Source organism: Streptococcus pluranimalium (assembly GCF_002953735.1).
GTDB classification, from domain to species: Bacteria; Bacillota; Bacilli; order Lactobacillales; family Streptococcaceae; genus Streptococcus; species Streptococcus pluranimalium.
This window is the reverse complement of record NZ_CP025536.1, coordinates 1,967,454-1,987,833: the sequence shown is the minus strand read 5'-3', so window position 1 is coordinate 1,987,833 and position 20,380 is coordinate 1,967,454. Positions and strand designations below refer to the sequence as shown.

The following is a 20,380-nucleotide window of genomic DNA, read 5'->3' as shown; positions in this document are numbered from 1 at the left end:
TGACATGTTCATCTTTACAATATGTTGACAATTCTGTAAATCCATCAAAATTTAGGATTTTTAGAGATTAGGTTAGGATCGTTAAGGACTGGGAGTTTTTTGCTACATTAGGGTATGTGTTTACTTGGAAATGCTAAAAGTTGGTGATATTCTCAAATTTTTGGGAAGTGGTCTAGTAGTTTATCACAATGATTGACAATCCAGTGATTGAACCCAAAAGAATAATTTTTAGCAATTTATGCTAAAATGTAAACAAGTTTTCGAATAGTAAAGTAGGTGGGTAAATGAAAGCAGAGTTAATTGCAGTCGGAACAGAAATCCTAACTGGACAAATCGTTAATACCAACGCCCAGTATTTGTCAGAAAAAATGGCAGAAATCGGTATTGATGTTTATTACCAAACAGCTGTTGGAGACAATGAAGAAAGACTTCTATCAGTCATTGACATGGCTAGTAAACGTAGCGATTTGGTTATTCTTTGTGGTGGCCTGGGACCTACAGAAGACGATTTGACTAAGCAAACCTTGGCTAAATATTTGGGACGTAACTTAGTTTTTGATGAGAAAGCCAATCAGAAATTGGATCAATTCTTTGCGTCGCGTCCGAAATACAGCCGCACGCCCAATAATGAACGTCAGGCTCAGATGGTGGAAGACTCAACACCTATTCAAAACATCACAGGACTTGCTGTTGGCGGTATCTTGACGGTTGATGGTGTGACTTATGTCGTTTTACCTGGTCCACCGAGCGAATTGAAGCCTATGGTACAAGAAGGTTTGCTACCCCTCCTATCCACAAGTGGTGAACAGCTTTATTCCCGCGTTCTTCGCTTCTTTGGTATCGGTGAAAGCCAGTTGGTGACGGTCTTAGCAGATATGATTGAAGAGCAGACAGACCCAACGCTTGCTCCCTATGCCAAGGTTGGTGAAGTGACCTTGAGGCTGTCAACCAAGGCGAAAAATCAACAAGCAGCTGATCTGAAGTTGGATGCACTAGAAGCGCAAATCTTAGCGACACCTGGTTTGGATAACACGCCCCTAAAAGACCATTTGTATGGCTATGGTGAGGGAAATTCTTTAGCGCAGGTGACGGTTGACTTGTTGAAGGCTTCTGGTAAGTCGGTTACAGCAGCAGAAAGTCTGACAGCAGGGCTCTTTCAGTCGACAATTGCTGATTTCCAAGGGGCGTCTGAGATTTTTGAAGGTGGCTTTGTGACTTACAGCTTGGCACAAAAAGCTTCTATCTTGGGTATTGCTGAGGCTGACTTAAAGGTGCATGGTGTGGTGAGTGAGTTCACGGCTAGAGCGATGGCTGAGACTACACGTGAAAAGGTTGGAGCAGATTTAGCGATTTCTCTAACGGGTGTGGCAGGTCCTGATGAGCTTGAGGGTCAGCCAGTTGGTACAGTCTTTATAGGCTTAGCCAGTGAAGCGGGTGTCATGGTCAAAAAAGTTCATATCGGAGGTCGTAGTCGTTCAGACATTCGCTATATTGCTGTCTTGCATGCTTTAAATATGGTTCGACAAGCATTGCTAGCATGATTATATCCGCTTAATTTGGTATAATAGAAAGGCTGATACTTTGGTTGTTTCTGTGGATAAGTGTGGAAATAATTAGGTAACACTATTTTGTAGCCAACAGTGATAGTTGGCAGTTAGTTTATTTAAGAATATAGGAGACTATTTTGGCTAAAAAACAAAAAAAATTAGATGATATTTCTAAAAAATTTGGTGAGGAGCGTCAAAAGGCGCTCGATGATGCCCTTAAAAATATCGAAAAGGATTTCGGTAAGGGAGCCATCATGAAACTTGGCGAACGTGCTGAGCAGAAAGTTCAAGTCATGAGTTCAGGCTCATTGGCACTTGATATTGCCCTTGGTGCAGGTGGTTACCCTAAAGGCCGTATCATTGAAATCTACGGTCCTGAGAGCTCTGGTAAAACAACCGTTGCGCTTCATGCTGTTGCTCAAGCCCAAAAAGAAGGTGGGATTGCTGCCTTTATCGATGCTGAGCACGCATTGGATCCTATGTATGCTCAAGCGCTTGGGGTTAATATTGATGAATTGCTCTTGTCTCAACCAGATTCTGGAGAGCAAGGTCTTGAAATCGCTGGTAAATTGATTGATTCAGGTGCCGTTGACTTGGTTGTTGTCGACTCTGTTGCGGCTCTTGTTCCTCGCGCTGAAATTGACGGTGATATCGGTGATAGCCATGTTGGTTTGCAAGCGCGTATGATGAGCCAAGCCATGCGTAAACTATCAGCTTCTATTAACAAAACCAAAACGATTGCAATTTTTATCAACCAATTGCGTGAAAAAGTTGGGGTCATGTTTGGTAATCCTGAAACAACACCTGGTGGACGTGCCCTTAAATTCTACTCATCTGTTCGTTTGGATGTTCGTGGTAACACGCAAATCAAGGGAACTGGTGATAAGAAAGACCAAAACGTTGGTAAGGAAACTAAAATCAAGGTTGTTAAAAACAAGGTTGCACCACCATTCAAAGAAGCATTTGTGGAAATTATGTATGGTGAAGGGATTTCACGTACTGGAGAATTGGTTAAGATTGCAAGCGATTTAGATATTATTCAAAAAGCTGGTGCTTGGTTCTCTTACAATGGTGAAAAGATTGGTCAGGGGTCTGAAAATGCTAAGAAATTCTTGGCAGAAAATCCAGCCATCTTTGACGAAATCGATCAAAAAGTGCGCGTGCATTTTGGAATGATTGAGGCGCCAGAAGGTGATGAACTACCAGCAGAAGATGCTAAATCAGTAGAGACGGACGAACTCGTCTTAGATCTTGATGGTGGTATTGAAATTGAGGAGTAAAAAAACAGTCCAGTGGACTGTTTTTTTATGAGCCTAGAAATGAGAGAGCTCATCAAACAAGTAAGATTTATTGAGAATTTCTTTCGCCATAAATAGCTGAGAAAGGATCCAAGGCAACTTGGCTTCTTTTTCAGTTAAGAAATGTTTAAGTTTTTTCGCAGTTTTTACAGTAAATTCTTGACAAAGTAAAAAATAGGTCGCAAGACCTATGTATTTGAAAAGACGTGCATGCTATAATGATACCATCATGGGATAGAAAGTGAGAATGTACATGATTAAAATTTATACCATCTCAAGTTGCACGAGCTGTAAAAAGGCAAAAACTTGGCTCAATGCGCACAAGCTCCCTTATAAAGAACAGAATTTAGGAAAAGAAGCACTAACAAAAGAAGAAATATTGGCTATTTTGGCTAAAACTGAAAATGGGATTGAGAGTATTGTCTCATCCAAAAATCGTTACGCAAAAGCTTTGAACTGTGATATTGATGAACTCAGTCTCAGCCAAGTGATTGATTTGATTCAGGAAAATCCACGTATTCTGAAAAGCCCTATTTTAATTGATGATAAACGTCTTCAAGTGGGCTATAAGGAAGATGATATTCGTGCTTTCTTGCCACGCAATATTCGTAACGTCGAGAATGAACAAGCTCGTTTGCGCGCAGCTTTATAAGATATAACAGGAAAAGAATACTTCGTTGATGTCAACGAAGTATTTTTTTGTTAATAACTTTTTTGTTTCAAAAATGTTGATATGTGCTTAACACCGAATGCAAGAGATTTTTCATTTGGACTCATTTTTGCATGATGTAGGGGGTAGGGGGTATCAATACCAAGCCAGAACATGACACCGGGGATTTTATGCAAGAGATAACCAAAATCTTCACCAGTCATGGCTGGTGGGCAGTTGATAAGGTTGACTTCAGGCTGATTTTGGAAGAACATCATTAACTCCTGAGCCAATAACGGGTTATTTTCAACAGGCAGATAGCCACTTGGGTTGAGAATAATATCGACTTCCATACCAAAGCTAGCAGCAACCCCTTCAGCAATCGTTTTGACACGATTTTGGATATGAAGGCTCATGTCTTGTGTTAGGGCACGAATAGTTCCGTGCATGAAGGCAGTTTCGGAAATAACATTGTTTGTTGTCCCTGCTTGCATAGCACCAAAGGTCACAACACCACCCTCGATAGGGTCGACGTTGCGGCTAACAACGGTCTGCACTTGAGTGATAAAGTAAGCAGCCGCAACTAAGGCATCATTTGATTGATGTGGAAAGGCAGCATGACCACCTTTACCTTTGAAGGTGATTTTGACTTCGCAAGTTCCTGCAAAAAGTGTTCCCGTATTGGTTGCAATATCACCGACTTTCATGTCTGGTCTCACATGGAGTCCGTAAAATTCATCCGGTTTCCAGTCGCCAAAGGCACCATCCTCATACATAAGCATCCCACCCGCAAAATTTTCCTCAGCTGGCTGGAATAAGAAGAGAAGGTTTTCTTTAGGTTGGGTTTGTGTCAGCTCCTCAAGAAGGCCTAAGGCTAGTGTCATGTGCATATCGTGGCCACAGGCGTGCATACGACCATCGTGTTGACTGGCAAAATCCAGTCCTGTTTCTTCGATGATTGGCAGACCATCAATATCTGTTCGCCAACCGATGGTTTTCTGAGCGTTATAGCCTTCTACAAAAACAAGGATTCCAGTACGCCAAGTTTTTTGTTTGACGAAGGGTTTGTCCTGGGTCAATTCTTCAATTATTTTGAGGAGATAGGCTTGGGTTTTGAATTCTTCTAAGCCAATTTCAGGGATTTGGTGGAGGTCACGTCTAATTTGGATTAAATCTAAAGCCATAATAATATTTCCTACTTGTGATAAAAGCTGAGCATAGCTCAGCTTTCTTAGTTCTTAGAGGTTACGAAGGGCATCTTCTAATGCCGTTTTTTGTTGCGTTTGAGCATCGATTTCTTTGATGATACGAGCTGGAACCCCAGCAACAACAACGCTTTCTGGAACATCTTCGGTAACAATGGCACCTGCTGCAACAACAGAACCGTTACCAATTTGCACACCTTCAATAACAACAGCATTGGCACCGACTAGAACATTGTCACCAACACGGACAGGCTCAGCGGAAGCAGGTTCGATAACCCCAGCAAGAACGGCTCCAGCACCGATGTGGCTATTTTTACCGACGGTTGCACGACCACCGAGAATGGCACCCATATCAATCATAGTACCAGCACCAATCTCAGCACCAATGTTGATGATAGCCCCCATCATAATAACGGCATTATCTTCGATGGTAACTTGGTCACGAATGATAGCACCTGGTTCGATACGAGCGTTGAGGTGACGTTTATCTAAGAGGGGAACCGCAGAGTTACGACCATCTTGTTCAACAACATAATCCACGTTTTCAGTCATGCCTTCAAGGAGTGGTTCGATATCTTTCCAATCTCCAAAAAGAACATTACTAAGTTGAATAACTGAGGCAGGAATCTCAGCTGTTACTTGTCCAGCGTAGGTTACTTTAACATTTGTTTTCTTTTCGGCATTGCTAATGTAGGCAATAATTTCTTGAGCAGTCATTTTTTGAGCAGTCATCATAATCTCCTTGGCAGTTAATAGTTTTATTATAACAAATAGTCAGAAAATTTGAAAGAATATAAAAAGAAGCTTATTCAACTTCTTTATTTGAACTATTCATTTTTTTCCATTTAAGGAATTCCTGAAATGCTTGATATTCTTCAGCACTCATTAAATCGTCTCCGATGTCATCACTTTATGGGGAAATAAACTCTACTGTCTTATCAATGATTGGGTTTTTCGTTTGAATTTTTTCTTCTTATAACTTTTATTTGATTTCATGCTAGCATCTGCTTTATCTTATTATTAGCAATATTTCCAAAGATAGCTCCAAGTCCTAACCATTTTCCAGTTTTGATGTGTTCAGATAGAACTGAGCCAAAGATCCCTAAACAAACTAAAATGATTATAGGGGAGAACATAGTGATTGGAAATAATAACATCTCCAAATATTCGCCAAGAATGAATTTTAGAATACCTAAAAATAAACCAAGGCAGATAATAATGTACAAGCATCCTTTTCCAAAGTTACTCATAAAAACCTCATCTAAATCCCGTTAGCTATATTATCAGTGTCAGTTTTTAACTCGTCACGATAGTCTTTTAAAAATTTTACTAATTCTTCTTTACCAACTTTTTTCATCATAAACTCCTTTAGAAGTATCAAATTTTTTCCAAATCTAATTATATATATACCTTGTCAATACTGATATGAAAAGATTTATGAGGATTTTTTTAATCAAAAAAGAGCCTCAAAAGAGCCTCTTGATTTCTATATATTATTTATATTAAAGACGTGCGTTCAGTTCTGCGCCGAGGTCTTCGAATCCTGGTTTGCCTAGGAGGGCAAACATGTTTTTCTTGTAGGCCTCAACACCTGGTTGGTCAAATGGGTTAACGCTGTTGAGGTAACCTGAAAGACCAATTGCCAATTCGAAGAAGTAGATAGTGTAGCCAAGTGCGAATTCATTTTGTTCTATTTTATGTCAATCTAGATATTATGCCGTTTATGAAAGAGGTCATCAATACTTTGTTCTCCGTGAATAACTTTCCAATCTTCTTGAAAGTCTTCAACTGCTTGGACGATTGTGTTTGATAATAGAAGTTGTTCAATGAGTTCGGGAGAGACTGTAATAGCCTGTGCTCCCGCATCAAATGTACCATTTATTTGTTCAATCGTTTTATAACTCGCTCCTAGTAGTTTGCTTTGACTATTCGTTCGCTCGATTTCTCTTTGAAGAGATGACATAACTGATTCTGCATTTATTCCTAAATTTTCCATGCGATTATAATACGGCGCTAAGTAATCGGCATTAGCAGCAATAGCTAGAAAGCCTTGTAGTTTTGTATAAATAGCTGTCGCAGTGATATTGACACCTTGTTTTTTAAGAGCTTTAATGGCTTTTAGTCCCTCATATGTCACAGGAATTTTAATGTATACCGATGGGTCAATACCTTCTCGGATAGCTTGAGCTTCTTTAATCATTTTTTCAGCAGTAGTGGCTGTGACTTGAACATGGAGAGTTTGCTCAAGTCCAATGATATTCCTGATTTTTCGGAGATGTTTAAAGAAATCAATCTCACCTTCCTTCTTTAGAATTGATGGATTGGTTGTAATACCTTTTAGGGGCAATACATTTTGAAGAGATTCAATTCTCTCGATATTAGCTGTATCAAGTAGTATTTCCATACCTATATTCTCCTTAAGAAGTAATTTTCACACTGGTGCCAAGAGTTAGCTTAGGTAAATGATTAGCTGAAACATGTAATGTCCCAGGCAAGGAGCCTTCTGTTGAGCCATCAAAACTAATTGTAATATGTCCTAAATTTTTAAGATTTTTCTCAACTACTTCTCCGACAAAAGTTATAGGGAAGGCTAATTCATCAATAAAAACAGTTCCGCCAATCTGTATTGCCCCAGAAAGGTCTTTATTGTTAATGGTAAAACAAAATTCTGCTAAATCAGCTGGAGCCCCTTCTCCAAAAAGGATGAGCATGTTAGCGCCTTCAATCATCCCTTCTGCTTCAGGACCGATTGCTGTTACGGTAGTGTTAAAAATAGTTGACATAGTAATCTTCTTTCTAAAAAGTTAATATTATGATTATTGGTAGAGTCCAATGCTTGCTAGCCATGCGACAAGTACACGAGGGACACCATTTAAGAATCGAGAATAAAGCACAGAAGGTACCCCAACTTCTACAGTCTCTGCTTCAGCTTCTGTAAGTCCTAATGCTACAGGGATGAAGTCACAACCATTTTGGGTGTTAATAGCAAATAGAGCAGGAAGAGCCATTTGAGGTGGAATATTCCCTTTGCCAATTTGTACTCCGATAAGAGTCCCAACAATTTGTGAGATAACTGCACCAGGACCTAGGAGAGGAGATAGAAATGGTAGTGAACAAACAAAACCAATAATAACCAGTCCCCAAATATTACCTGCTAGGGGTGCTAATAGATTGGCAATCCAAGTACCAACACCAGAACCATTGATAATACCAATCAAGAGTGATACGAAAGCCATAAAAGGAAGAATTGTATTTAGCATTGTTTGGATGGCATCACGAGCGGCTTGGTTAAAGGTTGCAACGACCTTACCAGCTCCCATACCAATACGCGCGACAAAGCTTTTTTCAGCACGTTGTTCGGTGATTTTCTTACTTGTATCATAAGAATTTGTTTTTTCAGTAGAGGGTTCAGCAACAGTTTGTTTTTGAACATTCGTAAGACTGTCTTCGGTAGCACTTATTTGGTTGACACCGACAGCTGACACGTAAATATCTTCTGTAATATATTGTGCTAGAGGACCGGATTTTCCAGTTGCAACGATGTTGATGGTTGGGATGCCCTTTTTGGGATAGATGCCACAACGTAGTGTGCCACCGCAGTCTACAATAGCTAGCGCAATGTCTTCATCAGGAATTGATGTTTTGAATCCATTGACCGCTTCCATGCCAGTTAGATCAGCGATTTTATCAACAATGTCTGGTTTTTCACCACCACCTGTGATATAGATGAATTTATGTTTTTCTTCAGTAGGGCTGATCACAAGTGGTCCACCAAAACCGCCATTACCTTTAACAACTTTGATACTATTATATGTCATGATTATCCTCCTAGATTGTTACTTTACTTATTTGTCTATTTGTACCGTTTTACTTAATTGGATACCTTGTTGTTTACATACAAAGGCTGTTGTAAAGTCAGTGACCCAGCCACCAAGAGCATTCATGACGAGACCGACAAGTAGGTAGCGTACTGCTAAATCCATTTGACTTAAGCCCAAGGTTTCGATACCTGTAGCAATTCCTAAGTAAACAAAGAGTTCTCCTGGATTGATGTGGGGGAATACACCGTTAGATGTGTGGCAAAATTGCATTTGTGCAGCAATAAAGCTTGGTTTATAGTATTCTGGTAGGAATCTTCCCATACTCATGGACATTGGATTCCCCAGCATAAAGGCGGAAAGAAAAGGTAATAACATGTATCGTGTTAGTGGATTTTTGGCAGAAAACTCACCAACTTTATTCATTTTTTCTTCACCAATGAGTGCAATGAGTGCATTCATTGCTACTAATAGCATTAAGACAACGGGTACAATTCCTGTCATCCAGCTGATAAAAGTATCTGCACCAGCTTGAAAGAGACCCATAAAGCCTTCTGCAAATTTAGTAATGTAATCCATAAAAAAACCTCCTAATGGTTATAGTGATTTGTTAGTTAATTTGAATCGAGAGAGGAGTGATTTTATTTGTAAGCTCCAATCAATCATTGGGATACTTTTAGGAACTTCTTGATAAGTTCCTGCCTCAATAGTGAGGAAAACATCCCTAGCATCCTCTATAGCAATTTGAGTCAGTTTATTTTCTTGACGAACAAGAGGATTATAATGATCTAAATAGTGTAAATCGTGATTGATATACTGTGGCATGTCTTTAAAGCGAGCGCCAATAGTAACACCTTGAATCTTTTTAGCGGCGCTAATTTTTCCCTTAGAATCAATAGCAAACATGACAATCGTCCCTGATTTAAACTTACCAGAACGGCGTCCAATAGCAACACGGCCTTTTCTACGAAGTTCGGTATAGACACTGTTAAAATGTTTAATTTGTTTGAAACCCAAAAAGATTTGTAGGGTGTAGGCCATGACTATAATCATAGCAAGAAAGACAATAGGGCTCATTTTAATACTCCTTTACATTTTATAAGTGATTGAAATGCATCTGTAGATGTGAGTGTTTTTAATTCTTGTTTGATATCATCATTGTTGGCAATTCTAAAAATATCATCGTACAGTGATAAAAGTTCTTCTTCTATCGTTGGAGTAGACTGTTTAGGAATAGCTAACATGAAAATGAGATCAACAAACTCGGTAGACGTTTGATAGGTTTCGTCAAGGACACCTAGAAGTAAGGTTACTTGTTCTTTGTGATGCATTGTATGAGGAAAGGCAATTCCCTGTCCAAAAATAGTGGATTGTTTCTTCTCTCGGGCTAAGATATTGCGATGAAAATCTCTATCAACATCGTTTTCTGTCTCTAAGTAGTTGGCCATTTTCAAGAGATATTGCATGTAATCTTTTTGAGATTTTAATCGGATAAATTTGAACTGAACATGTTCAAAACGTTTGCATTCCCAATTACTAATCTCTTCCCATCTTGTTCTCAACCATTGATCATCAAATAGATTTGTCAATTGAATAACTGGAGGAGAGATATTTTGAAATTTAAGAGGGATAGTTGTGAAGATGGCAGAATATTTTTCTGCCTGAAGGGGATTAAAGTTCTCTTCAGAATATTGATCAATCACAATTTCATTTCCGATGACACGTCTGATTTGGCGATTAATCATAGTAGCAGTTCCCCGACCTGTTGTACAAACAACAGCTATTTTTCGAGAGTCAAAGGTTTCTTCTGTTTTTGTCTTGCGAAGTCCCATCTCGAAGTAGAGAGCTAGATAACTGATTTCTGAACTGTCGATAGGATATTTGAACATATCTCTTAAAACAGTAGAGGCATCGCTTGCCAGTTGATAGGCAAGTGGATATTTTTCCTTTATTTCTCCGTGGAATAAATCGTTTGCCTGAGTGTGAAAAATTAAACGATTTAAGAGAAATTTGAGATGCATATGCATATCCACAAACAACTTTTCAGTGTTGATTTGAAAATCAAAAGTTTCTTTGGCTCGAGTCATCATTTCCTGGAAAACATTCAAAATAATATGATTTGATACCTCTTGATAAGGCAAATTATCAATGTATTGCATGTTTAATGGAAATGCCAGAAAGTCTTGTTCATATTGACTGAGTGAGATGTGATAGGTCATTTCGATGTGAAAAATAAGCTGCTCCATAATCTCACTATCTCTTAAGCCATTGCTAAAATAAGGAATAGTATTTTCAAGTAGATGATGATGCTGTAATCGAAAAATCATGATAGCAATGACTTTAGAAAGCAAATCTTGAACGTTTTTAGGTAATTGGTAAGTTTGATAACATTCTTTTAAAAATTGCTCTGTTTCTGGAGAAAGTGTTGTTTCATCAAAATAGGCATAAACGTTGTGACAGTAGAATAAGCGCAGCTGCAGCTCGTCACCTTGAACAGATAATCCGTGGTTAGTCTTTCCGATAATCACTATTTGATAATCATCAGCTAATTGCTTGACTTGTTTTAGGTCTTTGTTAATAGTTGTACGACTAACGCCTACCTCATCAGCTAAGTCATCGATAAGTATAGGATCGGTGGCATGTAGTAATCGTTTGATAATATATGAAATCCTCTTACTTGAGGAGTTGAAGTCACTCTCTTTACGTAGACTTCCTGCTAATATCTCTTCTAGGCGACTATAATTAAATACTTGTAAGGAAAGTTGATTACCTTGTTTTTTAATATGAAGATCATCATCCAAAATCTCATTAAGCTGATCAATACTGTTTAGTAATGTTTTTTGACTGACCCCTAATTCTTTTTGGACTTCCCGAAACGAAATAGTAGGTTGTCCCACTAAAATATTTAAAATTTGGTACCATCGATTTACTATGGCCAATTTGTCACCATCCTCGTTATTGAATTAACCGCGTGTTTTTCCACCAGCAACATTTGTTGTAACCCCTGTAATATAACTAGAGCGATCAGAGATGTAGTAGGCTACGAGATCTGCAACTTCGTTCAATTTACCACTACGTCCTAAAGGTGTAGTGCTTGTTGAAGCGTAGCCTGCACGAATCTCATCAACGGACTTCCCTCTAGTATAGCCCAGTGCTTCTTCATAGGCAAGCGTTCTCAAACCAGTTGCTTCCATGATGCCTGGGGCAATTCCGACAACACGAACATTGTGCTTACCAAGTTCTTTAGCCCAAGAACGAGTATAGCTGTATACAGCGGCTTTAGTAGCAGCGTAAGCGCTTTGTCCCTCTGACCCCTCAAGTCCAGCTTCAGAAGCCATATTGATGATAACACCATTTTTCTTTTCAACAAGGATACGACCGACAGCTTGGCTGACCAAGTAAAGGCCTTTTTGGTTAATCATGGTAATTTTTTCAAATGTTGCGTCATCTAATTCGTATTGACCATGAGGGTCTTTAGGATCAATCAAAAGGCGAGGCACATTGATACCAGCATTATTAACAACGGCGTCAACAGTACCAAAACGGTCAACCACAGCTTGAACGCCAGCTTCAACCTGTTCACGTGAGGTTACATCAACCTTCACAAAGAGAAGATTGTCATGTTTTAAGTCGCCCTCAGCAATGTCAAAGTTAGCCACATTTACATCAAGCTCAAGCAATTCTTCAACAATAGCAGCCCCAATACCTGACGAAGCTCCTGTAACAACAACCGTTTTTCCTGCAATATTTAACCAATCTGTCATGATTAAACTCCTTTTCTTTTGATAGCATTATTATAAAACGCTTACAAAATAAAATTAAGACACACTTTTTCAGTGTACCTTGATAATTTGGTGTATTAATTTTTGGAAAGCAAGAAAAAAGACCTCCTTTTGGAAGTCTTTTGTGTGGGATTACAGACGTGCGTTAAGTTCTGCGCCGAGGTCTTCGAATCCTGGTTTGCCAAGGAGGGCAAACATGTTTTTCTTGTAGGCCTCAACACCTGGTTGGTCAAATGGGTTAACGCTGTTGAGGTAACCTGAAAGACCGATTGCCAATTCGAAGAAGTAGATAGCGTAGCCAAGTGTGAATTCATTTTGCTCTGGAAGTGTGACGAACATGTTTGGAACGCCACCATCTGTGTGGGCAAGAAGCACACCGTCAGTTGCTTTTTTGTTAACGAAATCAACGTCTTTACCTTGGAGGTAACCAAGACCATCAAGGTCTTCAGCCATTTCAGGGATAAGAACGTTTTTACGTGGTTTGTCTACACGAATGACAGTTTCAAAGATGTTGCGGTAACCTTCTTGGATGAATTGTCCAAGTGAGTGAAGGTCTGTTGAGAAGTTAGCAGATGTTGGGTAGATACCTTTTTGGTCTTTACCTTCTGATTCACCAGCTAATTGTTTCCACCATTCACCGAAGTATTGAAGTGATGGCTCATAGTTAGCCAAGATTTCAGTCACGTAACCTTTGCGGTAAAGCACGTTACGAACAGCTGCGTATTGGTAGGCAATGTTTTCAGAGATTTTATCTGATGACAATTCTTGGCGAGCAGCGTTAGCACCTTCCATAAGGGCTGCGATGTCAGCACCAGCCGCCGCGATTGGAAGAAGGCCTACAGCTGTAAGGACTGAGAAACGTCCTCCAACGTTATCTGGTACAACGTAAGTTTCCCAGTTGTTAGCGTCAGCTTCAACTTTAACGGCACCTTTAACTTTGTCAGTTGTCGCATAGATGCGTTTGTTAGCTTCTTCTTGACCGTATTTTTTGACCAAAAGTTCTTTGAAGACACGGAAAGCAATAGCTGGTTCAGTTGTTGTTCCTGATTTTGAAATCACGTTTACTGAGAATTCTTTGTCTTGAACGTATTCTACTAAATCAGCAAGGTAAGTTGATGAGATAGAGTTTCCAGCGTAAAGAATTTGAGGGGCTTTGCGCTCTTCAGCTGTTTGTAAGTTAGCAAAGTGGTTGTTCAAGAAATCGATAGCAGCCTTAGCGCCGAGGTAAGATCCACCGATACCGATAACGACAAGAACGTCGCTGTCAGATTGGATTTTTTTAGCAGCTTCTTGGATACGAGCAAATTCTTCTTTGTCGTAGTTTTCTGGAAGGTCCAACCAACCTAGGAAGTCTGAACCAGGTCCAGTACCTTGACGAAGCATGTTGTCAGCAGCTGTCACTTGTGCTTGCATATAGTCAAGCTCATGTGCTGCAACAAACTGATCAAGGACTTTTGAATAATCAAATTGAATATGTGTCATGTTAATACTCCTGTTAATTTTGAGTTCAGATACTATAATACTCTTTTGTGAGTCTTTTTTCAATCATTTCAGATTAATTTCGCAAAAAAATGTAAGCGTTGTAAACCCATGAAAACCAAGGGCGGTATTTACTGAAATTTTCTTGGAAAACAAATGATATTTCAGAAAATCAATGGTGTGACTTAATGATTTCCACGCGGGTAATAACGCCACCTTTCATGCTGTCAACGCGAAGTGCCACATCCTTAAAGTAAATGGATGCTCCGATTGCAACAGTCTTTTCCTCCTCTTGAAGGTATCTAACCATAAAATCGCGCATTAGTTCTTGTTTTTTACTAGGAAGGTTGACACGTGCGAGGACATTAGCCAACTTCACCTTTTGACTGCCTCTAACAATAATACTATGATGATCATCGAAGTTGCTGAGAAGATATTTGCGAGCTGCTAGTAAGATGGTTAGACTAATGACACTTAATAAAGTATCTAAAGGGTTACCATGTGCAACAACGAGTTGGCGTGCCATGGCAAAGAGCAGTACTTCAATGATGGTACTAGAGGAATGCTTGGTTAACATTTTAATTAACTCGACACCAATAGCAATACTCATGGCTTGGTTTAGAAAATTTTGCAGATAGTGTTCAATCGTGTTACTAGAAGAGAAAATCCCAGTGACATCAATGACAAGACGGGTTGTCAAGGTCATTAGAACAACGACCAAAATAATAGAGATAATAATTTCAACGTAAAACGATACTTCGTAGAGAATGGTTTGTAGAAATTTTCGCATAAGAGCTCCTGATACGGTAGTTTTAAAAGCAATAGCTTTTCATACATTCTATAGTAACATAAAACACTTGTTTCGGTGTGAAAACCTTTTCTTGAATTCTAAAAGAAAACTAGCTACAGGTATGAAAGTAGCTAGTTACGTTATCTATAATAAAGATAAGATATCGATATCAGGTCCTGGTGCTGCATTTTTACGGTAACGGATAGGTAAAATGATTAGGGTTATCAGCATTGATACACCGGCAAGCATCAGCAACTGCATGAGAGGATTACTGTTTGTGCTTGTTTTAAAAATGGTATCTTGAATCAATTGCCAAGATGATGATACTGGGAGATATGGGCGGATAGCTTTGAGAGCTGGTGCCATGAGGTATTCTGGAATCATAGTTCCTGCCGTCACCACTTGCGCCAATGTTAATGGTAAGGTCACAAGGAAGGCAACTGCTCCAAGGACCATATAAATGGCTAGAATCAACTGGAAGCTGACAAAGGTGTTGAGCGTTAAAATACCAAAGAGCTTGATTGTGGTTTCTTGATTAAAATGATTAATCCAAGAGAGCATTGCGGCTCCAGCACCGCCGACGGCAAATGAAATCAGTAGGTAATCAACTTCAAGGGCAAGCCAACCAAGCCATTTGCGAGATACCTTAGAACGGATGGTCTGTTTAAAGACAAAACTATAGAGGATGATGGATGAAATCATGGCACCGATGTAACTTGAGACAGGGGCAATCATTGGCGTCATGATGAGGTTCATTTTAGAGGTTGGTTTGGGATTGACGTCCTTGCTGTTTTCAGTAACGCTATTGAGGTCAACGGCATTTTTAGCAGCTTGTGTGAATTGTTCTTGGTACTTAGCTGTCACGGTTTTTTGGATAGTTTCGAGTTTGGTTGGGTCTGTACCGACGGCTTTTTTGATGTCAGCTTCGATTTGAGGTTTAGTCACTTCCATCATTGATTTAACAAGGACGGCCTGCATTTTTTTACTAGAAACGGCTAAGTTAAGTTTACTTGTTAATTTGTTTGCGACAGTTGTTCCCGTTTGTTTACTGATGGTATCACCGGCACTGTTATAGAAGTAATTGAGTTTGACAGCCTTACCTTGAGCCATGTCTTCGGTGTAATTTTCAGGGATATTGATGACCAAAGCTGCATCATGGTTGCGAAGGATTGCTTTAGCATTCTTTAGGTTACTTTCGTCTTGGCTTGCAAAATTTAGGGAATCTTTCATTGATTTGACAATAGCTTTGCCTTGATCACCGTCTTGATTGACGTAGATAATCTTGTTTTTTTCGGGACGGTCAGCAGTGTATTTATAGCCCCCGATGTAAATGCCAATCATGGCAATTTGATAAATCACAGCAACGACCATTGCGATGAGTGTCAGTTTGTTTAAAATAATTTTTTTAAAAGTCATGGTGTCTCCTTTTTCAATTTAAAAACGATAAGGAGTATTATAGGACGATTTCTCTGCTCATTCAATCAGCAATTTCTCTAAAAGCGTTGCTTATCAAACGCCCCCTGCAAAATCGTTGTATATTTCAAGAAAAAAGCTAAAATAGATAGTATTGAGGAGGCATTTATGGATAAGCGAGTTATCAAAACAAAAAAGGCTATCAAAGATGCCTTTGTTAGGCTACGACAAGATAAGCCGATTGAAAAAATTTATGTGGAAAACTTGTGTCGCGAGGCGCTGATTAACAAGTCTACCTTTTACCGTTATTACACCGATATTTATGATCTTGTTGAACAATTACAAGAGGAGGCTTTAGAGCCTATTCGTCAGTTTCTTTTGGAAAATCCTGTCAAAGAAGAGGATATGGAGACCTTTGTTGATGATATTGAGGTAACGATTAGTCAGGTCTATGGTCATAATAAGGCTCTCTTTAGCAATCAGGATGAGACCTTAGAAAAAACCTTTCAACTCTATCAAGAAACCATCTCAGAAAACGTTTCAGAAGAGGCTCGGTTGAGGCTATCCTTTGCAGTTGGTGGCGCCTACACCATTTTAAAAAATAATCAATACACCTTGAACAAAGACCAAAAAGATACCCTGTATGCCCTTTTTAAGAGGATATTTGCAGATTAAAAAAAACGTCCAGTGGACGTTTTTTCACGAGCCGAGAAATAGGAGGGCGAGTTAGTCCAGTGGACGTTGATTCACGAGCCAAGAAATAGGAAAGCGAGTCAGTCCAGTGGACGTTTTTTTACGAGCCAAGAAATAGGAGAGCGAGTCAGTCCAGTGGACGTTTTTTTACGAGCCGAGAAATAGGAGAGCGAGTCAGTCCAGTAGGCTGACTCGCTTTTGTCTTGAGTATAGGCTTTCATATCTCTGGTTGATAAGTTTATGGAAAACGACATCTTAATCTTCTAGTTTTGCAACTAAGATATCTGCTGCAATGGTGATCTCTGTTAGACTTTGCCAGTCGATTTGGTTCAAATCAACATGGAAAAAGAGTGGCGTCATCTGAGCGAAATCGAGTAGCTGTTCCTGTGTTGCTGGTGAGGTTTGGCTAGTGTGACTGATGTCAAATACTGGAAATGCTTGGCCAAAATGGTCAAGTATTTTTTGATTGGAGTAACTTTCTTTGCTGAGTTGTTCTTTAGCTGCCTGGCGTAATTCAGCCACGTGTTCGCTAGCGGTAACGACCTTGATGAGTTTTCCTCCGGGTTTCAGTACTCGTTTGAATTCTTGATAATTGGCAGGTGAGTAGATGTCTAGGATGACATCGACAGATTGGTCAGCTAGAGGTAATTTGGCCAAATCTCCCACAAACCATGCCGCGTTTTTAGAAATATCCTTTTTAGCAGCTAGGGTAATGGAATCCTTAGATAAATCAAAAGCTAACACACGGTTCTTGCCCTTTTGGGCAAGCTGACGAGCGTAGTATCCCTCTCCGCAAGCCACATCGAGGATAACTTTTTCAGCCCCATCATCAAGAACCAGTTCTTCAATCGCCTTTAAAATATGGTCATAAAAACCAGCCTCTAAAATCTGGTGACGACGCTCAAAGGAAGCCTTATCGTAGTGCTTGTCTTTTTTGCCATTGAGCAAAAGATTGATATAACCTTGTTTTGCCATATCAAAGGAATGATTTTGAGGACAAACAAAGCGTTTATCGACGGCTTCAAGGGTATCTTGGCAGACAGGGCAGGTAAAGAGATGAGCAGATGACTGAAGGGCGCGTGACATGGAAATCCTTTCTAAGTAATGAGATCTCAGTAGTATCTTAATGCAGTGAGTATCAAGGAAAAAATGTCCTAAGGTTAGGAAGCTAAGGCTAGATTCTTACCGTGGATAATACTTCAAAGAGAAGGTGTTGTATTAATGGGTAATGGCTGAATTGAACGCTCAGCCATCTTTTGAATCTTAATAGTTGAGTTATTCTGGTAAATAACACCATTGACGAGGGTACCGTGAGCATATAAAGTGGGTATTATGCCGTATTTAGGAGAGATGACTTGGGTTGTTTCCGGAAGGATGCTTAAGCCACCTGCTTGATCGATCTGAGCCAATCTTTGATCGATAATGTTTTGTAAGAGTGGGGTAGCAGATTTGAGATTGGAAGGTGTCAATTGATAGCCAGTGGCATTGATGACAATATCAAGTTTAGAGGTCTTTTTTGCTTGATCAATGAGAGAAAATCCTGAATGTTGAGGGACAATATCTGTCACATCATCAATGAAATTGAGTCTGCCATCTTCATAGGCCTTTAAAATAACTTTTGCGGATTCGTCAGGCATGGGATTGCGTAGGTTGATAATGGCTTTTTCATACAGTTCTTGATATCTTTCGCGGTCTGATAGTGACATCAGAGGCCAAAGATCAGTAAACCAGTCTGCTACTCGTGAAGCCAATTGCTGTAGCAAGTAGAGTTGATCAGGATATTGAAAAGATAGGGTGATACCTTTGATACCTGCTGCCAAAAATTGGTCACAAGCACTTTGCCAATCCTTAAAACCTAGTACTTTTAGTTCTGATAACAGTAAGGCTTCAAAGTGCTCAAACGCCACTTGTCGTTTTGGGGACGATGAGAGCTTTTGAAGATTGTCATCAGTCAGAAACTGCCAAGAGATGGGGGTCTTTTCAAGGATTCTAACGGTTGGTAATAGAGAGGAACGAGAAAAGCAGGTAATCGTTACTTCGGTATTAGCAATGAGCCATTTGATAAGATCGACAGCTGCTAATCCAGTACCAATAAGTCCGACCTTTTTGGATTGCCACTCTTGTTTGGCTAGTTTGTTGATAGGATAAGGATCAGCTATATAGTTAGGACAGTCGTCTAATTGGTAAGGATCGATGACCGGTAATTGGCCACAAGCAAGATGAACATGATTAAAGACGATAGGAAATAACTCCCCTTGAAGATAGCATTGCCATTCTTGACTTTGTGGTAGATAGGTTATCTTGTCAACTCTTTTCTTAATAAGGGTTACATTGAGCTGTTTAAAGAGGCTATCGGCGCGTTCGGAAAGGTATTGTCCAAAGAGATACCTAGGAACATAAGTCATCTCAGTATTATGGTTGTTCTCATCCATCCATTCAACAAAGTCAGACATGTGCTGATAATCAAAAGAGATATCATCAATAGGTGAATTAATCAAGGCAGAGTCAACATCATCTTGAAAGGGAATTCCTTTGGCAAAATGATTGGGATCATCAAAACAAAAAATCTGTAGGTCCTGCCTTTTGTGCTTAGCCAGAGCTAGGAGAACAGCTAGCCCACTAACGCCCATCCCTAAAATAGCAACTGTTTGTTTCAAAATAGTATGTCTCCTTATTTTTCTTATGATTAATCATAGCAAAACTGCTCAAAAAATGGTATGTTAGTCCTTAAAATATGAAAAAGTAATTACCAAACGTCCTCTGAATGCTTCATAGAATGCTAGATGATTAAAAAGACACTAGAGTAGTACTTAAGGAACCCTAGTGCCTTTTGATTATTTAAAGGATAAATATTGAGTATCGGGTGTCATATAATAGAGTTGCCCTTCATCGAAGACAAGGATTTGTTGACGATTGTTATAGGTGAAGATAGTATGCTGTACTCCCATTTTCACAGCTTGATTTAAATCAACAGTATACATGTAGAAAGCTTTGGCTTGTTCTTCAGTGATCGAACCAGATTGCAGGGCACGTTTAATGTTATCAAGTTCTGTTTGGTCTAATAACGTTTGTGATGTGGCGCTATCATTTTCAAGAACTTCTTGCGGTTGTCCAAGAACTTCCTTGACTTTATCAGGTGTGTAACCAGTAAAATCAGGAATTTGAGCTTCAAAGCCCTTACCTGAACCATAAGACACATAATAAACCTTAGCATTTCCAGTAGCATAGATTTTGTCAGTTGGTGCTTCATTAGCATCTTTTGGCAAACCTTCGACAGTTTTCTCAGGACTTTCATCAGTCTCTTGAGAGGTTTCTGACGATGATGACGATACTTCGGTACTTGACGAAGATTCTTCAGAAGAGGACTCGGATGATTTCTCTTTCTTTTCTTTCTTCTCTGATTGTTCAACCTTGTCATCGGCAGGTTCAAACTCAGGTTTACCATTTGACGACTGACAGGCAGCTAATAGCAAGCTAGTGCAAAGTAAGATACCAAAAATTCCTAATTTTTTCATTGTTTCACAACCTTTCTTATCACCATTATAGCAAAGAAGTGAGAAAATAACAGAATTTTTAAGAATATACTGCTATTAATCATATTTTTTTGCTTATGATATATTTCAGAAGGGTCATAAGATCTAAGAATAAGAATTTGTAGTATACTGTAAGTAAATTGGTCAGGAATTTGTTTACTGTATATTATAAA

General features: G+C 39.3%; 20 protein-coding genes and 1 pseudogene. 4 read left to right on the top strand and 17 right to left on the bottom strand.

Annotation, left to right across the window (positions count from 1 at the left end):
- Nucleotides 1–284: 284 nt before the first annotated feature.
- From C0J00_RS10040 to spx, 3 genes are all read left to right on the top strand, one after another.
- Nucleotides 285–1,541, top strand: a complete 1,257-nt coding sequence (locus C0J00_RS10040; protein ID WP_104968719.1) for a competence/damage-inducible protein A — start codon at nt 285–287, stop codon at nt 1,539–1,541.
- Between the two features lie 143 nt (nt 1,542–1,684).
- Nucleotides 1,685–2,827: a recombinase RecA gene (gene recA / locus C0J00_RS10035; protein ID WP_104968718.1), complete on the top strand. Its 1,143-nt coding sequence runs from the start codon at nt 1,685–1,687 to the stop codon at nt 2,825–2,827.
- Nucleotides 2,828–3,098: 271 nt separating this feature from the next.
- The gene (gene spx, locus C0J00_RS10030) at nt 3,099–3,497 is read left to right on the top strand and encodes a transcriptional regulator Spx (RefSeq protein WP_104968717.1); all 399 of its coding nucleotides are present in this window, start codon (nt 3,099–3,101) and stop codon (nt 3,495–3,497) included.
- A 50-nt stretch (nt 3,498–3,547) separates the two neighbouring features.
- Here spx and C0J00_RS10025 read toward each other — a convergent pair whose 3' ends face one another.
- The 14 genes and pseudogenes from C0J00_RS10025 to C0J00_RS09960 form a co-directional block, all read right to left on the bottom strand.
- Nucleotides 3,548–4,678, bottom strand: a complete 1,131-nt coding sequence (locus C0J00_RS10025) for an N-acetyldiaminopimelate deacetylase (protein WP_104968716.1) — start codon at nt 4,676–4,678, stop codon at nt 3,548–3,550.
- A 54-nt stretch (nt 4,679–4,732) separates the two neighbouring features.
- A complete protein-coding gene (dapD, locus tag C0J00_RS10020) occupies nt 4,733–5,431 on the bottom strand; it encodes a 2,3,4,5-tetrahydropyridine-2,6-dicarboxylate N-acetyltransferase (RefSeq protein ID WP_104968715.1) in 699 nt (232 codons plus the stop codon).
- A 260-nt stretch (nt 5,432–5,691) separates the two neighbouring features.
- On the bottom strand, nt 5,692–5,949 hold the full coding sequence (locus C0J00_RS10015) for a hypothetical protein (RefSeq protein ID WP_104968714.1): 258 nt from the start codon (nt 5,947–5,949) through the stop codon (nt 5,692–5,694).
- 252 nt (nt 5,950–6,201) lie between these two features.
- Nucleotides 6,202–6,390: pseudogene (gene pgi, locus C0J00_RS10010) on the bottom strand (glucose-6-phosphate isomerase); the annotation flags it as partial.
- 14 nt (nt 6,391–6,404) lie between these two features.
- Nucleotides 6,405–7,103 carry a fructose-6-phosphate aldolase gene (locus C0J00_RS10005; protein ID WP_104968712.1) on the bottom strand — a complete coding sequence of 233 codons (699 nt, stop codon included), beginning with the start codon at nt 7,101–7,103 and terminating at the stop codon, nt 6,405–6,407.
- A 13-nt stretch (nt 7,104–7,116) separates the two neighbouring features.
- Nucleotides 7,117–7,482, bottom strand: coding sequence for a PTS glucitol/sorbitol transporter subunit IIA (locus C0J00_RS10000; RefSeq protein ID WP_104968711.1), 366 nt, complete (start codon nt 7,480–7,482; stop codon nt 7,117–7,119).
- A gap of 33 nt (nt 7,483–7,515) precedes the next feature.
- Nucleotides 7,516–8,517: a PTS glucitol/sorbitol transporter subunit IIB gene (gene srlE, locus C0J00_RS09995; protein ID WP_104968710.1), complete on the bottom strand. Its 1,002-nt coding sequence runs from the start codon at nt 8,515–8,517 to the stop codon at nt 7,516–7,518.
- Between the two features lie 27 nt (nt 8,518–8,544).
- A complete protein-coding gene (srlA, locus tag C0J00_RS09990; RefSeq protein ID WP_104968709.1) occupies nt 8,545–9,096 on the bottom strand; it encodes a PTS glucitol/sorbitol transporter subunit IIC in 552 nt (183 codons plus the stop codon).
- 18 nt (nt 9,097–9,114) lie between these two features.
- Nucleotides 9,115–9,594, bottom strand: a complete 480-nt coding sequence (locus tag C0J00_RS09985) for a transcriptional regulator GutM (protein WP_104968708.1) — start codon at nt 9,592–9,594, stop codon at nt 9,115–9,117.
- On the bottom strand, nt 9,591–11,456 hold the full coding sequence (locus C0J00_RS09980) for a BglG family transcription antiterminator (RefSeq protein WP_104968707.1): 1,866 nt from the start codon (nt 11,454–11,456) through the stop codon (nt 9,591–9,593). The genes C0J00_RS09985 and C0J00_RS09980 overlap by 4 nt, the downstream gene beginning before the upstream one ends.
- 24 nt (nt 11,457–11,480) lie before the next feature.
- Entirely contained in the window at nt 11,481–12,281 is an 801-nt protein-coding gene (locus C0J00_RS09975; RefSeq protein ID WP_104968706.1) for an SDR family oxidoreductase, read from the bottom strand.
- Nucleotides 12,282–12,431: 150 nt separating this feature from the next.
- A complete protein-coding gene (locus C0J00_RS09970; protein ID WP_104968705.1) occupies nt 12,432–13,781 on the bottom strand; it encodes a glucose-6-phosphate isomerase in 1,350 nt (449 codons plus the stop codon).
- A gap of 169 nt (nt 13,782–13,950) precedes the next feature.
- Nucleotides 13,951–14,568 (bottom strand): phosphate-starvation-inducible PsiE family protein, encoded by a 618-nt coding sequence (locus tag C0J00_RS09965; RefSeq protein ID WP_104968704.1) that lies wholly within the window; start codon nt 14,566–14,568, stop codon nt 13,951–13,953.
- Between the two features lie 144 nt (nt 14,569–14,712).
- Complete coding sequence (locus tag C0J00_RS09960) at nt 14,713–15,984, bottom strand: YhgE/Pip domain-containing protein (RefSeq protein ID WP_104968703.1); 1,272 nt, start codon at nt 15,982–15,984, stop codon at nt 14,713–14,715.
- A 165-nt stretch (nt 15,985–16,149) separates the two neighbouring features.
- Between C0J00_RS09960 and C0J00_RS09955 the strand changes: the two genes are divergently transcribed.
- Nucleotides 16,150–16,656 (top strand): TetR/AcrR family transcriptional regulator, encoded by a 507-nt coding sequence (locus C0J00_RS09955; RefSeq protein WP_104968702.1) that lies wholly within the window; start codon nt 16,150–16,152, stop codon nt 16,654–16,656.
- A gap of 273 nt (nt 16,657–16,929) precedes the next feature.
- Here the strand turns inward: C0J00_RS09955 and C0J00_RS09950 are convergent, their stop codons facing one another.
- From C0J00_RS09950 to C0J00_RS09940, 3 genes are all read right to left on the bottom strand, one after another.
- Nucleotides 16,930–17,760 (bottom strand): methyltransferase domain-containing protein, encoded by an 831-nt coding sequence (locus tag C0J00_RS09950; protein ID WP_104968701.1) that lies wholly within the window; start codon nt 17,758–17,760, stop codon nt 16,930–16,932.
- Between the two features lie 113 nt (nt 17,761–17,873).
- Nucleotides 17,874–19,331, bottom strand: coding sequence for an FAD/NAD(P)-binding protein (locus tag C0J00_RS09945; RefSeq protein ID WP_199773968.1), 1,458 nt, complete (start codon nt 19,329–19,331; stop codon nt 17,874–17,876).
- A 177-nt stretch (nt 19,332–19,508) separates the two neighbouring features.
- Nucleotides 19,509–20,189 carry a DUF4947 domain-containing protein gene (locus C0J00_RS09940; RefSeq protein ID WP_104968700.1) on the bottom strand — a complete coding sequence of 227 codons (681 nt, stop codon included), beginning with the start codon at nt 20,187–20,189 and terminating at the stop codon, nt 19,509–19,511.
- Between the last annotated feature and the right edge of the window lie 191 nt (nt 20,190–20,380).

Bases quoted from the DNA above. Each gene is read 5' to 3' on its own strand.
- C0J00_RS10040 (WP_104968719.1), top strand. From the start codon at position 285: ATGAAAGCAGAGTTAATTGCAGTCGGAACAGAAATCCTAACTGGACAA.
- spx (WP_104968717.1), top strand. From the start codon at position 3,099: ATGATTAAAATTTATACCATCTCAAGTTGCACGAGCTGTAAAAAGGCA.
- C0J00_RS10025 (WP_104968716.1), bottom strand. From the start codon at position 4,678: ATGGCTTTAGATTTAATCCAAATTAGACGTGACCTCCACCAAATCCCT.
- dapD (WP_104968715.1), bottom strand. From the start codon at position 5,431: ATGACTGCTCAAAAAATGACTGCTCAAGAAATTATTGCCTACATTAGC.
- C0J00_RS10015 (WP_104968714.1), bottom strand. From the start codon at position 5,949: ATGAGTAACTTTGGAAAAGGATGCTTGTACATTATTATCTGCCTTGGT.
- C0J00_RS10005 (WP_104968712.1), bottom strand. From the start codon at position 7,103: ATGGAAATACTACTTGATACAGCTAATATCGAGAGAATTGAATCTCTT.
- C0J00_RS10000 (WP_104968711.1), bottom strand. From the start codon at position 7,482: ATGTCAACTATTTTTAACACTACCGTAACAGCAATCGGTCCTGAAGCA.
- srlE (WP_104968710.1), bottom strand. From the start codon at position 8,517: ATGACATATAATAGTATCAAAGTTGTTAAAGGTAATGGCGGTTTTGGT.
- srlA (WP_104968709.1), bottom strand. From the start codon at position 9,096: ATGGATTACATTACTAAATTTGCAGAAGGCTTTATGGGTCTCTTTCAA.
- C0J00_RS09985 (WP_104968708.1), bottom strand. From the start codon at position 9,594: ATGAGCCCTATTGTCTTTCTTGCTATGATTATAGTCATGGCCTACACC.
- C0J00_RS09975 (WP_104968706.1), bottom strand. From the start codon at position 12,281: ATGACAGATTGGTTAAATATTGCAGGAAAAACGGTTGTTGTTACAGGA.
- C0J00_RS09970 (WP_104968705.1), bottom strand. From the start codon at position 13,781: ATGACACATATTCAATTTGATTATTCAAAAGTCCTTGATCAGTTTGTT.
- C0J00_RS09965 (WP_104968704.1), bottom strand. From the start codon at position 14,568: ATGCGAAAATTTCTACAAACCATTCTCTACGAAGTATCGTTTTACGTT.
- C0J00_RS09960 (WP_104968703.1), bottom strand. From the start codon at position 15,984: ATGACTTTTAAAAAAATTATTTTAAACAAACTGACACTCATCGCAATG.
- C0J00_RS09955 (WP_104968702.1), top strand. From the start codon at position 16,150: ATGGATAAGCGAGTTATCAAAACAAAAAAGGCTATCAAAGATGCCTTT.
- C0J00_RS09950 (WP_104968701.1), bottom strand. From the start codon at position 17,760: ATGTCACGCGCCCTTCAGTCATCTGCTCATCTCTTTACCTGCCCTGTC.
- C0J00_RS09940 (WP_104968700.1), bottom strand. From the start codon at position 20,189: ATGAAAAAATTAGGAATTTTTGGTATCTTACTTTGCACTAGCTTGCTA.